Raw genomic sequence first — 13,231 nt, 5'->3', positions numbered from 1 at the left:
CCGTGTCATCGGCAAGAACTGCGCGCACCAGAAACGCTATTGACGTGCGAGAACGGCGACCATCCCGCGGGCTGCCAGGTCCGGGTACAGCAGGCGCTACCGCCGACCGCCGTCCAGGTAGCGCAGCACCGCGGTGACCCGGCGGTCGGCCTGGTCGTCCGGTGGAAGCTGAAGCTTCGAGAAGATGCTGCGGATGTGCTTGTGCACCGCGCCGTCGGTGACGAACAACCGCTCGGCGATCGCGCTGTTACCGAGCCCTTCGGCCATCAGCCCCAGCACCTCACGCTCACGCGGCGACAGCTCGCTCAGCGCCGTGTCCGTCCGGCGGTTGCGGGCGAGCAACTGCGCCACCACCTCCGGGTCGATCACGCTGCCGCCGTCCGCGACGCGGTGCAGCGCGGCGAGGAACTCCTCGACCCGACCCACCCGCTCCTTCAACAGGTAACCGAGCCCGGCGGCGCCGACCGAGAACAGGTCGGTGGCGAACGCCTGCTCCACGTACGCCGACAGGACCAGCACCGCGAGGCCGGGGCGGCGCCGCCGGGCTTCTACCGCGGCCACGATGCCCTCGTCGGTGTGGGTCGGCGGCATCCGTACGTCCACGATCGCGACGTCCGGCGCATGTTCGTCGACGGCGACCAGGAACTCGCCCGGAGTGCCAGCCGTGGCGACCACGTCCAGATCCTCCGCCCGCAGCAGCAGAGCCAACCCCTCACGCAGCAGCGGGTCGTCCTCGGCGATCACGATCCGCATGGCAGCTCCACGTCCATTCTCGTCGGCCCTCCCGGTGGGCTCGTCAGCGTCATCCGGCCGTCGTACGCCTCGACCCGCCGGCGGATACCGGTGAGCCCTGAGCCACGCGTCTCGTCCGCGTCGCCGTGCCCGTCGTCCTCAATGCACACCAGCAGCCGACCGCGCTCGCGGCGCACGGCCACGTCCACCCGGCTCGCACCGCTGTGCCGGACGACGTTGGTCAGCGCCTCGGCCACCACGAAGTACGCGGTGGCCTCGACCGAGGCCGCGCACCGCACAGCCACGTCCACCTCAAGTCGGCAGGGCACCACGCAGCTGCCGGCCAGGCCCGCCAGCGCGCCGGCGAGACCCCGGTCGTCCAGCACGGGCGGCAGGATCCCGCGCACCACCGTACGCAGCTCACCGAGCGCCTGTTCCGCGGCGTCCTGCGCCTGCCCGAGGATCTCGTCGGCGCGGTCCGGATTGCGGCGCAAAGCCCGCCGCGCGGCACCCAGCAACACGTTGACCGCGACCAACCGGTTCTGGGTGCCGTCGTGCAGCGACCGCTCGATCCGGCGCAGTTCGACCGCGTGGGCGTCGAGCGCCGCAGCGCGGGTGGCGGTCAGCTCGGCCACCCGCAGCGACAGGTCGACACCCGGCGGCGGCGGCAGCAGCAACCGGCCCGGCCACGCCTGGAGACGGGCCAGGACCGGGCTGAACCAGATCGCGGCGGCCAGCGAGCCGACCCCGAGCAACCCGACCGCGAGTGCCTCGGACAATCCGTCGATGCGCCACCAGACGATCCCCGGCGCGCCGGCGTCGGCAGGGATCAGCTGGTACCACAGGGGGAACGTGACGTACTGCACGGCAGAGAGGGGCAGCGCGAGGCCGACAAGCCCGGTCGCCAGGCCGATGAGCGAGGAAAGCCCGACCCAGCCCAGCTCCCGGCGTACGAAGGGATCGCGCGCCGCCGTCCGCAACCCGGCCGGCACCGGCCCCGGCGTGGGGATCGGCTCGCCCCAGCGGGACAGCCGGGCCCGCTCGCGGTCGGCCACCCAGCGCACCGCCCGCAACGCACCGGGCGCCGCCAGCAGCCCCACCCCGACGACGCAGGTCACCGCCACGATCGCCGCCCAGAGCAGCGCGCCCAGCGCCAGCGTGGCGGTGCCCAGCCCTCCGACCAGGTGCTCCAGAGCGTCGACCGAGGCGCGAACCCGGCCTCGCACGTACGCCATCGACCCACCTCCCCCGCCAACATAGGCCACCACGGGCCGCGCCCGGCAACGCTCGGCGCGGAAGGTACAGCCTGCTGTACCACTGTCGTCGAGCTGGCGGGATCGTCCCCGCCACGCCCCGCGCCTAGCGTTGACGGCATCGAGGAACGCTCGCTCAAGGAGGCAGTCATGACCGATCCGTACCGCATCACCGAGGCCCCGATCGCCGCACCGAAGAAGCCGGGCGGCCCGCTACGCCCGCTGCTGTGGCTGGTGCTCTTCATCAGCGCCGCAGCCAACGTGGTGCTGTCGACCGCGGCGGACAACCCGTGGATCAGCTCGGCGTTCGGCCTGGTGGCGGTGCTCTGCGCGGTCACGCTGCTCGTCCACCACCGCCGTAACCGCACGCGCGAGTCGTAGGGACATGGACGCTTGGGGCAGGATGCAGGTGTGATCTTGCTGGTTCCCGCGGACCCTCTTCGGCCGCGCCACCCGGACGAGCACTTCGCCGCGGAGGCGCGGGCCGCACGTGCCGCCGGGATGGATGTGGCGGTGGTCGACCACGACGCGTTGGCGCGGGGCGGAGACGTGCGCCGCGCGGTCGCCTCGGTCTCGCGCAGCGGTCCGGCTGTGTACCGCGGCTGGATGCTACGTAGCGAGCAGTACGCCGTCTTCGCTGAGGTTCTTGCTGAGCGTGGTGTGGTGTTGCGGACTGGTGCTGAGCAGTACCAGCGGGCGCATGAGCTGCCTGGCTGGTATGCAGCTCTGGCTCCCGTGACCCCGCCGTCGGTGTGGACCACGGGCTCCGAGCGGGCGGACTTCGACCGCGCGCGTGCCGGGCTTGGCGCGGGACCAGCGGTGCTGCGTGACTACAGCAAGTCGATGAAGCACTACTGGGACGCGGCCGCGTTCATCCCCGACCTTGAGGACGGCGCGGCCGCGTGGGGCGTGGCGTCGCGGTTTCTGGAACTGCGTGACGACGACTTCGTGGGCGGGCTCGTGCTGCGGCGCTTCGAGCGGTTCGCCTCGACCGAGGTGCGCACGTGGTGGATCGACGGCGCGTGCGTTCTGATCGGAGCGCATCCCGACAGCCCGAACGACTCGGCGCCAGTCGAGGTCGACCTGGCCCCGGTCGCACCGTTGATCGGCGGGCTCGGCCTGTCTTTCGTCACCGTGGACCTCGCTCTGCGCGCGGACGGCGTGTGGCGGGTCATCGAACTCGGCGACGGGCAGGTCAGCGATCGACCAACCACCATCGAACCTCACACGATGATCGAGGTCCTGCTTGCCCAGGCCCGCTGATCGGCAACACTGTCCGCCGGTGGGCCGACGTCGAAGTCTGCGACGCTCGGCAAGCGAACTGGCAGCGCATCGACGACTCCGAGCTCGACTCCGTCGTCGTCGGATTGCAGGGCACAGATCTTGGCCATGAGGCGCGCTCCGCAGCGTCTCGCCGTGCCGCCCGGACGTGGCCGAGTTGCGGATGCCGACAACCTCGCCATCAGACACGCACCGTACGGCCGGGCTTTTACCCCTGAGCCAGTTGAACCAGTGGGTGTTGGGCGGCATGTCTGGTGCGAAGCGACCACTTCTCGCCCCGCCCGGCGGCGACCGCGATTCGCGGGCCGCTGTCCGTCGCCGGGAGTTCGGGAATTTCGGGGTCGCCGGACCGGCACCTACCGGGCATGATTCTCCACGCACCGAGTCCGGGTGGGTCCGTCACCCCCGTGCGACGACATATGCGATACCCAGCCCAACTGGCCTGGCGAATGCTCGGCCTGGCCGCTCAGGAGAACACTTTGCACTGCATGAAATGCGGCGCCAGTCTCGAACATCCCGGCCAAGGCCACACGTGCCGGTCCTCGACAGCGCCACCCGCGCCTCGGACAGCAGGTTGGGACGTCGCGACCTGGTTCGTCGTCGGGTTCGCCATCCTCTTTGCGATTGCCGCGATTGCCGCGGCCGTCCTCGGCAGCATCCCGAGCGCCCGGGCCCGGCCGCTGCCCCCGTCCGGCACCGGCGCAGCGGTCGGTTTCGTCCTGGCCAACCTGACCCTGTTCGTCGCCATCATCGGCCTGGCTGTCAGCGGGCTGATCTGGGGACGCGGCACGCGCCAGCTCGCCGAGGCGCACGGCTCATCCGGTCGCTCGTACAGCCGCCACTGGGGCACGCGCGTCTTCCCCGCCTGCGTCGTCTGCAGCGCGGCCATCGCCTGGCTGGCCACCGACCGAACCGCCCCTGCCGTCCTGTTCGGCCAGGCGGCCCTGCGCACCCTTGGAGCCGCCGCACTGATCGGGGGCGTGCTGCACAGCCGGACGCGGGTCCTGCGGCTGATCGCCCACGTCGACAGAGTTGTCGCCGGACACTACTCGCCGGTCGCCAGGCAGGACGCGGCGTGGCCGCTGTCGCCCACTCCGACCAGCGACGACTGGAACGCCGGCCAATGGGACCCGGATGTGCTGCGCGACATCGAAGCTCGCCGTCACCGCGACAGAACCTGATCCTGAGGTGCGGCCGGCCTCCAGCGTGCCGACCGCCACGGCGGGGCAACATCAAACCGGGGATCGTCTCAGCCCGCCAGGCTTCGAAGCCGGTCCGTCGGAATATCCATTGCCATCCGATGGGCACAACGCTTACCTTGAATGAGCAAGGCCGTCCCGACCAACCCAAGGAGTTCCCCGTGTTGCAGCACGCCTACACCGAAACCACGCGGCTCATGCCGCGCGGCGGTGTCGTGCTGCCCTCGATTGCGCGAGCCCACGATCTGTGCGCGAGTGAGCAGAACTGGAAGCCGGGGTGGCGGCGCGAATAGCGCCAGCGCAAGCTGCGAAGCCGCCCACCCCGACAGGGACAGGGCGGCTTTCTCGTTACTGAACAACTTCATAGGGGCGTAGCTCAACTGGTAGAGCACCGGTCTCCAAAACCGAAGGTCGCAGGTTCGAGTCCTGCCGCCCCTGCTTTTCGTCCCGGCTGCGGCCGGCGGCGTTGCAGATTCTCAACTTCACAGTGGATGGCATAAGCAAAACCCCCGCCGGCGCCTGCGTGGGGCCGGTCGGGGGCATTACCTCCGGGACGAGGGAGACGGCTGACCCGCTCGCTTTGGGAGCGAGAGACACGGGGTTCGACACCCCGGTCCCGGACCATGGGGTTGTAGCTCAGCTGGGAGAGCGCCGGTTCGGCAGACCGGAGGTCGAGGGTTCGAATCCCTTCTTCTCCACGCATCCGTGCCCTCCTGGCGTAACTGGTAGCGCACGGGAGTGAAGTCCCCGAGGGCTCCGGGGGAGGGCACGTTGACGGCGATCGTGGGCTCGCGAGCGCGATTCCCGCCAGCTCCATGGGCCGTTGGAGCAAGCTGGCAGCTCACCTGGTTCTCAGCCAGGAGGTTACGGGTTCGAGCCCCGTACGGCCTACGCAAGTGAAATGCCATGCGGTCGTGGTGAACTTGGCGGACACGTCGGTCTTCCAAACCGAAGAAGCGGGGTCGGTGCCCGCCGACCGCTCCACCATTCCGGGGTGCTCTGCTGGCAAGGGCGACGGGACTTTGGATCCCGGTACAAACGCAGGTTCGATTCCTGCTCCCGGAGCCATACTTGACCAGGGGGAAAGCCGCCGCCGGAGTTGCAGATCCGGAACTCGACCGCCCCCAGTGGATGATGCCGCAACCTGCGGAAGCCTGCCCCGGTAGCCCAACTGGTGCAGCGCTGATCACCGGCCGGCGAGTCCGCGACTCGCCGACCACCATTCCCGGGTCGTCTATTCGGTAAGACACCGCACTCTGGATGCGGGGAGCTGGGTTCGAATCCTGGCCTGGGAGCCACGGCAGGGCGCGTAAGCGGGTCGGCGCAGGGTGCATCCATCCCGCCGGCGAACCGGGGGACCCTGTCGCGAACATGCCCTCGTAGCCCAATGGAAGAGGCGCGGTCGTGAGGCGGCCGTAGTTGCACGTTCGACTCGTGTCGAGGGCACCAAGCCGACGTAGCTCAACGGCAGAGCATCCGGCTCATGACCGGAAGGCCCCCGGATCGACACCGGGCGTCGGCACCACGCGCTCGTGGTGGAACTCAGGTAGACACGCACGGCTCAGGTCCGTGTGCCGAAAGGCATGGGGGTTCGACTCCCCCCGAGCGCACGCAAGGCCGAATGCGGAGTGGAACCGCTGCCCTGGGGCACCCAGGAAGGACCGGTTCGACTCCGCCCGATTCCACTCACCGGCTGCTGGCCGGTCCCATGCTGGCGTAGCTCAGCGGCTTGAGCACCTCGTTGTCAGCGAGACGGTCGCGGGTTCGAGTCCCGCCGTCAGCGCCATGGAGAGGTCGCCTAGTCCGGCCGATGGCACCGCGTTGCTAACGCGGAGCGGGTGACACCGCCGAGGGTTCGAATCCCTCCCTCTCCGCCATGTCGTCGTGGCCAAGCTGGTTAAGGCACTGCGCTGATAACGCAGAGATCGTGGGTTCAACTCCCTCCGACGACACCATGCCCCCGTGGCTCAGCGGATAGAGCACCAGATTACGGATCTGGGGGTCGCGCGTTCGAATCGCGCCGGGGGCACGCATCGGGAGGTGGCGCAGTCGGTAGCGCGCCGGTCTGGGTTCGACTCCCTCCCTCACCGCCATGCGCCGCTAGCTGAGTGGCTTAGCACCGGACTCTTAATCCGGGGAGCGGAGTTCGATCCTCCGGCGGCGTACCAACTTGCCCCGCCAGCTCAGCGGGACAGAGCACCGCTCTCCTGAAGCGGGTGTCGCTGGTTCCAGTCCAGCGCGGAGCACAGCACGATGCCGCCGGCGCCTGATGGCAGGGCTCCGGACTTCCAATCCGGACTGCGGGGGTTCGATTCCCTTCGGCGGCACTTGCGGGGTAGAGGAGTTCGGTCGTCCTCGCCGGCCTCATAAGCCGGACATCGCGGGTTCGAATCCCGCCCCCGCTCCCGCCCCGGTAGCTCAGCGGGAGAGCGTCGGCTCGACAAGCCGAAGGCCGCTGGTTCGACACCAGCTCGGGGCACACAGACGCGCGTTCGGTTATGGGTAGGCCCCTGGCCTTTCAAGCTGGTGAAGCGGGTTCGAGTCCCGCACGCGCGACCATTCCGACGTCGCCCAATTGGTAGGGCAGCGGATTGTTAATCCCTACCGGTACTGGTTCGAGTCCAGTCGTCGGAGCAATGGAGGGGTCCCGGCGGTCACGGGGACACCGTTGGAAACGGTGCAGGGGGCGGAAGTCTCCTCGTGGGTTCGAATCCCAATCCTTCCGCGCATGCCCGCGTAGCTCAACGGGAGAGCACCTGGTCCACACCCAGGGGGTCGGAGGTTCGACACCTTCCGCGGGCACTGGCCCTCAGGCCGAAGTTGTGGCTGTAGCTCAACGGTGGAGCGCCGGTTTGTGGCACCGGAGGACGAGGGGTCAGCACCCTCCAGTCACCCCAGGGAGTGCGCCACCGATGGCGAGGTGGGCCGGGCTGTAACCCCGGTGCGTTCGCGCTCAGGGAGTTCGAATCTCCCCACTCCCACGCATGCCCGCGTAGCTCAGGGGACAGAGCACCAGCTTCCGGAGCTGGGTGTCGGGGGTTCGATTCCCTCCGCGGGCGCTTCTGCCTGGTCGTGTGCCCGAGTGGTGAGGGAGCGGTCCGCAAAACCGCGTACGCCGGTTCGATCCCGGCCACGGCCTCGACTGCCATCCACTGTGGAGAGCGAGCGGGACACTGATCCCGATCGGGGAGCCGAAGGGTCGGCCGCTCCCGGCCGGCCGGCACTTTCGGGCGGGGTGGGGGAGAATCGCTTCATGTTTGTCATCAGGGAGCGGTTCTTCTCGATCGGCGACGACTTCGACGTGCTCGACGAGCACGGCACCAAGGTCTTCCACGTCGACGGCAAGGTGCTCAGCGTCCGCAACAAGGTCATCATCGAGGATGCCTCCGGCCATGAGGTCGCCACGCTGCACCGGCACATGGTGGCGCTGCGTCCCACGTACGAGATCAGGATCGGCGGCGAGAAGGCCGCGGAGGTCCGTAAGAATCTGCTCACGCCGTTCCGCGACAAGTTCACCATCGACGTGCCAGGGCCCGACGACCTGGAGATGAAGGGTGACCTGCTCGACCACGAGTACGTGATCGAACGTGACGGCACCGAGGTGGCCGTGGTCTCCAAGAGGTGGCTGACGATCCGGGACACGTACGCCGTGCAGGTCACTGCCGGCGTCGACCCGCTGCTCATCATCGGCAGCGTCCTCGCGCTCGACCTGGCCATGGACCGCGACAAGAAGAAGAGCGACAAGAAGAAGAGCGACGAGGACTGACCGCCAAGGCAGCAGCCGGCTGCGCTATTGGCTGTGGGGCCGGATGTTGTGGTTGAGGTGGAACACGTTGTGCGGGTCCCAGATCGTCTTGAGTGCGGTGAGCCTGGCGAGCTTGGCGGCCGGGTACGCGCGGCGTACCCCGCGTTGCCCCTCGTCGGCGGCGAGCGAGTTGACGTAGACGCCGTCGGCGTACGGGTCGAGCGCGGCTCCGGCACTGCGAGCCGCTGCCATCCGAATGTCGTCTTCGGATGGCTCGGTCCAGCGGGAGCTGGCACCGAACTCGAACGTGGTGCCACGGTGGCTGAACGCGGCGTCGACGTCCACGACGTCGGCGATGGCGCCGCCGTGCGCCTGCAGGCCAACGTCGGCCAGGTGGGCGCCGGTGTGCAGGTCCGCCGCGCCGCGCAGCAGGAACGCCTCGATCGCGGCGGTGGGAAACTGCCGCAGGTAGTGCGCACTGGAGTACCGGCGGTAGGCGTGGCCGCCGACGGTGTCGTCGCGCTGCTGGAGGTCCAGGTATGACGGGGTGGTGACCCGCTCCGCGACCGGTCGCCCGAGCGCGCGCATCGCCGGCAGCAACCGGTGACCCTGTGCAGGCTCGCCGATCCACACGAAGCCGACGGTGGCGACAGGGCCCCTGGCCGTGCTGTGGACATCGGCGGTGAAGGTCGCCTGCCGCGGCGCGACGGCGTTGAGGTCCCGCCAGCCTTCGAGCACCGGTACGGCGTCCTCGGCGCGGAAGTCGAACTCGGCGACCAGGGTCTGCGTTCCGATGTGGTGCAGTTGGAAGTCGAAGTCGGTGACGATGCCGAAGTTGCCGCCCCCGCCGCGCAGGCCCCAGTAGAGGTCGGGGTTGTCGGTTCGGCTAGCGGTCACCACCTCCCCGTCCGCGGTGACCATCGTGTAGGAGACGACGTTGTCGCAGGCCAACCCGTGTTGACGGGCGAGCCAGCCCATGCCGCCGCCGAGGGTCAGGCCGCCGACCCCGGTGTGCGAGACGTTACCGGCGGTCGTGGCGAGGCCGTGTGGCTGCGACGCCCGGTCGAGTGCGCCGAGCAGCGCGCCGCCCTGGACCCGGGCGCGTCGTCGGATCGGGTTGACCCGAACGCCGTTCAACGGGGTCAGATCGATCATCAGGCCGTTCGCCGGGACGGCGAGGCCGGCCACGTTGTGCCCGCCGCAGCGTACCCCGATCTCCAGGTCGAGTTCGCGGGCCAGGCGCACCGCGGTCACCACGTCGGTGACGCTCGCGGCCTGCACGATCATCCGCGGGCGGCGGTCAATCATGGCGTTCCAGACGGTGCGGGCCGCGTCGTAACCCGGGTTGCCCGGGGTGAGGAGGCGGCCGTCGAAGCGAGGGCTGGTCGTTGTCGTCATACGTCCGAGCCTGACGGAAATCGGTACACCCGGTAAGGTCCGATTTCATGGGTCGAACCAGGACCAATTCGAGCACTGCGGAGGACCTGCTCATCGATGTCGACCGGTCTGCGGGCGAACCGCTGCACCGGCAGATCGCCGCCTCGATCCGGGGCAGCATCCGGGCTGGCCGGTTGCGTCTCGGGACGTCCCTGCCGCCCACCCGCACCATCGCGGCCGATCTGGGAGTCTCACGCGGCGTCGTGGTCGAGGCCTACCAGCAACTCGTCGCCGAGGGCTACCTCACCAGTCGGGCGGGCGGCTACACCCAGGTCGCCGTCGATCCGGTTGCACCGTCGGCGAGTCGGCGCGGCGGGGATCGGCCGGCGGCCGGGATCGACTTCGGGTACGGCCGCACCGACGTGTCGTCGTTTCCTCGGACTGCCTGGCTGCGTTCGGTGCGAACCATCCTCACCACCACGCCGAACGAACGCTTCGCCTACCTCGACGGGCGTGGCGTACCCGAACTGCACACAGCCCTGAGCGACTACCTCAACCGTGTCCGCGGCACATCGGCCCGCCCGGAGAACGTCGTGATCTGCAGCGGCTACGGCCAAGGCATCGCGCTGATACTCCAGGTGCTCGCGGCGCGCGGCGCCCGCAGGGTGGCCGTCGAGGACCCATCCGCTGACGACGGCGCCCGCCTCGTCGCGGCCTCCGTCGGCCTGGACGTGATCGGCGTCCCGGTCGGGCCAGACGGCATTCTCGTCGAGAAGCTCGAACAGACCGACGCGGACGCCGTCGTGCTGACACCCTCGCACCAGTGGCCCACCGGCGGCGTCCTGTCGGCCAGAGCGCGGGCCCGGGTGATCGGCTGGGCGCAGCGTCGCGGCGCCGTGGTGATCGAGGACGACTACGACGCGGAGTACCGCTACGACCGCTCACCCGTCGGCGCCATGCAGGGGCTGGCACCCGACACCGTCGTCTACTGCGGCACGGCGAGCAAAACCCTGGCACCGGGGCTGCGCCTGGGGTGGCTGCTTGCGCCGTCACACCTGGTCGACGACATCACGGCGGCCAAGGCACGGGCCGACCGCGGCTCTCCCGTCATCGACCAACTGACCTTCGCCGACTTCCTCACCCGCGGCGAATTCGACCGGCACCTACGGCGCATGCGCCCGGTCTACCGCCGCCGCCGCGACGCACTCCTGGCCGCGCTGCGCGCACGGCTGCCCGAACTGGAACCGGTCGGCGTCGCGGCGGGCCAACACGTCGTCACCTGGCTCCCGCACGACCTCGACGAGGCCCCGGTCGTCGCTGCCGCCGCCCGGCGCGGACTGGTGGTGCAAGGCGTCTCCCGGTACCGCCTGAGCCCCACCGGACCCGCCGGGCTTCTCTTCGGCTACGCCACCCTCACCGAATGCGCCATCACCGACGGAGTTGAAGCCCTCGCCGACGCGGTCACAGAGGTCCGGGAATCTTCTCAGCTGACGGACATCACTAACCCGGTTGCCGGTTAAGGCGGGACTGCCTAGCTTGCTCATCGTGGAGAACAAGGGTCGTAGCGCAGACGAGTGCGCCGGGTGAGCGGTCGTCTGCGCGAGACTGCCCGGCAGACGGTTGCAATCGCTGATTCGGGTCGCTATCGCAATGGTGCCGGTGACGAGGTCGGCATCGGCGAGGTGGTACGTGCTGCAGTTGCCGGCACTCGTCTCTACCTGCCGGACGAGGTGCCCGCGGTGGGAAACGCGGAGCCCGGTGCAGGCAGGGTGGAGGTGACGTACGAGTCGACGTTGCAGGCAGCTCGTCGGTTGGCGCCCGGAGCGGCCTGTCTGGTGTTCGCCTCTGCGAAGAATCCGGGCGGTGGGTTCCTGGGTGGAGCGAAGGCGCAGGAGGAGAGCATCGCCCGCTCCTCGGCGCTGTACCCATGTCTCCTTGCTGCCCGGGAGTTCTATGCGTTCCACCGCGAACAGCGGGACCTGCGCTACAGCGACCGCGTCATCTTCTCCCCGGACGTGCCGGTCTTCCGGGACGACAGGGGCAATCTGCTCGACCGGCCACACACGACGTCGTTCTTGACCGCTGCGGCGCCGAACCTGGGCGCGATCCTCCGCAACCAGCCCGAACACGTTGCGGACGTACCGGCGGTGCTGGCCCGGCGTGCTCGCCGAGTGCTGGAGGTCGCGGCCGCGCACGGACATCGGACGTCGGTGTTGGGCGCGTGGGGATGCGGCGTGTTCCGCAACGATCCCGCTACGGTCGCCGACGCCTTCGCCCATGCGCTGCGGGAGGTCGATCGCTTCGACCACGTGGTGTTTGCCATCCGCGACAACCTGCCGGAAACACCGGTGTATCGCACGTTCGCGGAACGCTTTCCGGGAACCGCCACGGATCCCCGGTCTGTGTCACCACAGGTCCAAGCCACAAGCGCATAGGTCTTGAAGTCATTTGACCACAGCCGTTACACGGACGAAGGTATCGGGGCGCCGCCGTCGTCGAACCAATCCTCACCCAGCACGTTGCCGTCCTGGTCATATCGAAATACCTTGCTGGAGTACGGGAATTGGCGGTCTGGACGCTCGCCATCTTCCGTGGTGATGTACTCGCGTAGGGCGCGACCATCTTTGCCGTACTCCACGACACGTGCAGTATTTTCCCCTGGATACCGCATGGCCTTAGTGGCGCGTGAGCCTGTGACGGGATCATAGCTGTAATACCAGACGTCATCCCGCAGCTCCCAGCCGCCCGATCCATCGGGCGTGTACATCGTGTTGGTCACGACGCGGCGGCCGGAATCGAACTCGAACTCCTTATAGTGTGCCAGGGTGCCGTTGATGAAGACGTCGACCCGGGTGACCGTGCCGTCGTGCCACACCATCCGGTAGCTCGGGCCCAGGGTCGCCATCTGAGCTGTCGGCCCCACGCCCACCGGCTCTCCGAGGTTGGAGATGTTCAAACCCTTGTACCAGCGCTCCCCAGAGAAGTGCGTGTTGACGCCGCGCACCTTCTGCACGAGTTTCCGCACATTCTCGGCATAATTCCTCCGCCGCGAGAAGTCCAAGCGGTGGAGGTGACGAATGCGCTCCGGAATGGCAGGTCCATCGACGTCGAGTTTCTGCACGACAATTGGCAGTATCAGGTCGCGACGCTCCCTCAGTGACCGCGAGAAAGCTTGCTCAAACTCAACGTCCCGGACGTAGTAGGAGCGCAGGGCGGCCGGCGAGAGCGCGAGGCAAAAAAAGCGACTCTCGCTGATCGCGGATTCAATGCTCTTGTGTACCGGGTCACCGACTCCCAACTCGAGGACGTCCTGCCACACCTCGATGCCGTGATCTTCAAGGTCCGCAACGAGCCGGTCGATGAAGCGACGATTGCGGCGCGAGTACGACAGGAAGATGTCGGGCACGACAAGGTCCCTTCGTTGTCAGCAAATCGGCTCTAGTCTACTGCGGTTGTCTTCACGGCGAGATCGTCCGATTGACGGGCGTCTGTGGAGCAGTTGCGCCACCACCACGATCGTCACCTACGAGCGCGGCGGCTCCGGAAACCTACTCACCCGCAACGACGCCACCACCTACCAGTACGACCAACTCAACCGGCTGGGTGGGCGCGCCGCGCCCGGAAGTCCACTGCAAACCGGACGC

11 protein-coding genes and 27 tRNA genes are annotated in these 13,231 nt (G+C 68.6%); 34 read left to right on the top strand and 4 right to left on the bottom strand.

Going from position 1 to position 13,231, the window contains the following annotated elements:
• Positions 1 to 96 precede the first annotated feature (96 nt).
• Both AC3CF1_RS07735 and AC3CF1_RS07730 read right to left on the bottom strand, forming a co-directional pair.
• Positions 97 to 753: a response regulator transcription factor gene (locus tag AC3CF1_RS07735; RefSeq protein WP_088949027.1), complete on the bottom strand. Its 657-nt coding sequence runs from the start codon at positions 751 to 753 to the stop codon at positions 97 to 99.
• Positions 741 to 1,967 carry a sensor histidine kinase gene (locus AC3CF1_RS07730; RefSeq protein ID WP_488449927.1) on the bottom strand — a complete coding sequence of 409 codons (1,227 nt, stop codon included), beginning with the start codon at positions 1,965 to 1,967 and terminating at the stop codon, positions 741 to 743. The genes AC3CF1_RS07735 and AC3CF1_RS07730 overlap by 13 nt, the downstream gene beginning before the upstream one ends.
• 168 nt (positions 1,968 to 2,135) lie before the next feature.
• Here AC3CF1_RS07730 and AC3CF1_RS07725 point away from each other — a divergent pair, with 168 nt between their 5' ends.
• The 32 genes from AC3CF1_RS07725 (at position 2,136) to AC3CF1_RS07570 (ending at position 8,231) form a co-directional block, all read left to right on the top strand.
• A complete protein-coding gene (locus tag AC3CF1_RS07725) occupies positions 2,136 to 2,366 on the top strand; it encodes a hypothetical protein (protein WP_355161354.1) in 231 nt (76 codons plus the stop codon).
• Positions 2,367 to 2,378: 12 nt separating this feature from the next.
• On the top strand, positions 2,379 to 3,248 hold the full coding sequence (locus AC3CF1_RS07720) for an ATP-grasp domain-containing protein (RefSeq protein ID WP_488449926.1): 870 nt from the start codon (positions 2,379 to 2,381) through the stop codon (positions 3,246 to 3,248).
• Between the two features lie 467 nt (positions 3,249 to 3,715).
• Complete coding sequence (locus tag AC3CF1_RS07715; protein ID WP_354980981.1) at positions 3,716 to 4,447, top strand: hypothetical protein; 732 nt, start codon at positions 3,716 to 3,718, stop codon at positions 4,445 to 4,447.
• A gap of 179 nt (positions 4,448 to 4,626) precedes the next feature.
• Positions 4,627 to 4,758: a hypothetical protein gene (locus tag AC3CF1_RS07710; protein WP_354980980.1), complete on the top strand. Its 132-nt coding sequence runs from the start codon at positions 4,627 to 4,629 to the stop codon at positions 4,756 to 4,758.
• Positions 4,759 to 4,830: 72 nt separating this feature from the next.
• Positions 4,831 to 4,903 (top strand) — tRNA-Trp (locus tag AC3CF1_RS07705).
• A 110-nt stretch (positions 4,904 to 5,013) separates the two neighbouring features.
• Positions 5,014 to 5,089 (top strand) — tRNA-Pro (locus AC3CF1_RS07700).
• Between the two features lies 1 nt (position 5,090).
• Positions 5,091 to 5,163, top strand: a tRNA-Ala gene (locus AC3CF1_RS07695).
• A 119-nt stretch (positions 5,164 to 5,282) separates the two neighbouring features.
• A tRNA-Glu gene (locus AC3CF1_RS07690) sits at positions 5,283 to 5,356 on the top strand.
• A 17-nt stretch (positions 5,357 to 5,373) separates the two neighbouring features.
• A tRNA-Gly gene (locus AC3CF1_RS07685) sits at positions 5,374 to 5,449 on the top strand.
• Positions 5,450 to 5,453: 4 nt separating this feature from the next.
• Positions 5,454 to 5,533: transfer RNA gene (locus AC3CF1_RS07680), tRNA-Gln, on the top strand.
• Positions 5,534 to 5,688: 155 nt separating this feature from the next.
• Positions 5,689 to 5,763, top strand: a tRNA-Gln gene (locus AC3CF1_RS07675).
• A 75-nt stretch (positions 5,764 to 5,838) separates the two neighbouring features.
• Positions 5,839 to 5,914: transfer RNA gene (locus tag AC3CF1_RS07670), tRNA-Leu, on the top strand.
• A gap of 1 nt (position 5,915) precedes the next feature.
• Positions 5,916 to 5,990 (top strand) — tRNA-Met (locus tag AC3CF1_RS07665).
• A gap of 1 nt (position 5,991) precedes the next feature.
• Positions 5,992 to 6,075 (top strand) — tRNA-Leu (locus AC3CF1_RS07660).
• Between the two features lie 100 nt (positions 6,076 to 6,175).
• Positions 6,176 to 6,251, top strand: a tRNA-Asp gene (locus AC3CF1_RS07655).
• Position 6,252: 1 nt separating this feature from the next.
• A tRNA-Ser gene (locus AC3CF1_RS07650) sits at positions 6,253 to 6,342 on the top strand.
• A gap of 1 nt (position 6,343) precedes the next feature.
• Positions 6,344 to 6,420 (top strand) — tRNA-Ile (locus AC3CF1_RS07645).
• 1 nt (position 6,421) lies between these two features.
• Positions 6,422 to 6,494 (top strand) — tRNA-Arg (locus AC3CF1_RS07640).
• A 65-nt stretch (positions 6,495 to 6,559) separates the two neighbouring features.
• Positions 6,560 to 6,633 (top strand) — tRNA-Lys (locus tag AC3CF1_RS07635).
• A 4-nt stretch (positions 6,634 to 6,637) separates the two neighbouring features.
• Positions 6,638 to 6,711, top strand: a tRNA-Arg gene (locus AC3CF1_RS07630).
• Between the two features lie 9 nt (positions 6,712 to 6,720).
• A tRNA-Gly gene (locus AC3CF1_RS07625) sits at positions 6,721 to 6,792 on the top strand.
• A gap of 2 nt (positions 6,793 to 6,794) precedes the next feature.
• Positions 6,795 to 6,870, top strand: a tRNA-Met gene (locus AC3CF1_RS07620).
• A gap of 2 nt (positions 6,871 to 6,872) precedes the next feature.
• Positions 6,873 to 6,944: transfer RNA gene (locus AC3CF1_RS07615), tRNA-Val, on the top strand.
• 6 nt (positions 6,945 to 6,950) lie between these two features.
• A tRNA-Glu gene (locus AC3CF1_RS07610) sits at positions 6,951 to 7,024 on the top strand.
• A gap of 1 nt (position 7,025) precedes the next feature.
• Positions 7,026 to 7,099 (top strand) — tRNA-Asn (locus tag AC3CF1_RS07605).
• A gap of 4 nt (positions 7,100 to 7,103) precedes the next feature.
• Positions 7,104 to 7,190: transfer RNA gene (locus AC3CF1_RS07600), tRNA-Ser, on the top strand.
• Between the two features lie 5 nt (positions 7,191 to 7,195).
• Positions 7,196 to 7,267, top strand: a tRNA-Val gene (locus AC3CF1_RS07595).
• 20 nt (positions 7,268 to 7,287) lie between these two features.
• Positions 7,288 to 7,362 (top strand) — tRNA-His (locus AC3CF1_RS07590).
• Positions 7,363 to 7,446, top strand: a tRNA-Tyr gene (locus tag AC3CF1_RS07585).
• A gap of 5 nt (positions 7,447 to 7,451) precedes the next feature.
• Positions 7,452 to 7,524 (top strand) — tRNA-Arg (locus AC3CF1_RS07580).
• 9 nt (positions 7,525 to 7,533) lie between these two features.
• Positions 7,534 to 7,604 (top strand) — tRNA-Cys (locus tag AC3CF1_RS07575).
• A 114-nt stretch (positions 7,605 to 7,718) separates the two neighbouring features.
• Entirely contained in the window at positions 7,719 to 8,231 is a 513-nt protein-coding gene (locus AC3CF1_RS07570) for an LURP-one-related/scramblase family protein (RefSeq protein ID WP_488449925.1), read from the top strand.
• Between the two features lie 24 nt (positions 8,232 to 8,255).
• On the opposite strand, the gene AC3CF1_RS07565 is transcribed toward AC3CF1_RS07570, so the two are convergent.
• Positions 8,256 to 9,608 carry an FAD-binding oxidoreductase gene (locus AC3CF1_RS07565; RefSeq protein WP_488449924.1) on the bottom strand — a complete coding sequence of 451 codons (1,353 nt, stop codon included), beginning with the start codon at positions 9,606 to 9,608 and terminating at the stop codon, positions 8,256 to 8,258.
• A gap of 47 nt (positions 9,609 to 9,655) precedes the next feature.
• On the opposite strand from AC3CF1_RS07565, the gene pdxR reads away from it, so the two are divergent.
• Both pdxR and AC3CF1_RS07555 read left to right on the top strand, forming a co-directional pair.
• On the top strand, positions 9,656 to 11,107 hold the full coding sequence (gene pdxR / locus AC3CF1_RS07560) for a MocR-like pyridoxine biosynthesis transcription factor PdxR (RefSeq protein ID WP_488449923.1): 1,452 nt from the start codon (positions 9,656 to 9,658) through the stop codon (positions 11,105 to 11,107).
• Positions 11,108 to 11,170: 63 nt separating this feature from the next.
• Positions 11,171 to 12,022, top strand: coding sequence for a TIGR02452 family protein (locus AC3CF1_RS07555; RefSeq protein WP_488449922.1), 852 nt, complete (start codon positions 11,171 to 11,173; stop codon positions 12,020 to 12,022).
• 26 nt (positions 12,023 to 12,048) lie between these two features.
• Here the strand turns inward: AC3CF1_RS07555 and AC3CF1_RS07550 are convergent, their stop codons facing one another.
• On the bottom strand, positions 12,049 to 12,993 hold the full coding sequence (locus AC3CF1_RS07550; RefSeq protein ID WP_355161344.1) for a toll/interleukin-1 receptor domain-containing protein: 945 nt from the start codon (positions 12,991 to 12,993) through the stop codon (positions 12,049 to 12,051).
• Positions 12,994 to 13,231: the final 238 nt, after the last annotated feature.

Source organism: Micromonospora sp. MGP-C2 (assembly GCF_057766525.1).
This window is presented reverse-complemented; position numbering and strand designations above follow the sequence as displayed.

Bases quoted from the DNA above. Each gene is read 5' to 3' on its own strand.
- AC3CF1_RS07735 (WP_088949027.1), bottom strand. From the start codon at position 753: ATGCGGATCGTGATCGCCGAGGACGACCCGCTGCTGCGTGAGGGGTTG.
- AC3CF1_RS07730 (WP_488449927.1), bottom strand. From the start codon at position 1,967: ATGGCGTACGTGCGAGGCCGGGTTCGCGCCTCGGTCGACGCTCTGGAG.
- AC3CF1_RS07725 (WP_355161354.1), top strand. From the start codon at position 2,136: ATGACCGATCCGTACCGCATCACCGAGGCCCCGATCGCCGCACCGAAG.
- AC3CF1_RS07715 (WP_354980981.1), top strand. From the start codon at position 3,716: ATGCTCGGCCTGGCCGCTCAGGAGAACACTTTGCACTGCATGAAATGC.
- AC3CF1_RS07570 (WP_488449925.1), top strand. From the start codon at position 7,719: ATGTTTGTCATCAGGGAGCGGTTCTTCTCGATCGGCGACGACTTCGAC.
- AC3CF1_RS07565 (WP_488449924.1), bottom strand. From the start codon at position 9,608: ATGACGACAACGACCAGCCCTCGCTTCGACGGCCGCCTCCTCACCCCG.
- pdxR (WP_488449923.1), top strand. From the start codon at position 9,656: ATGGGTCGAACCAGGACCAATTCGAGCACTGCGGAGGACCTGCTCATC.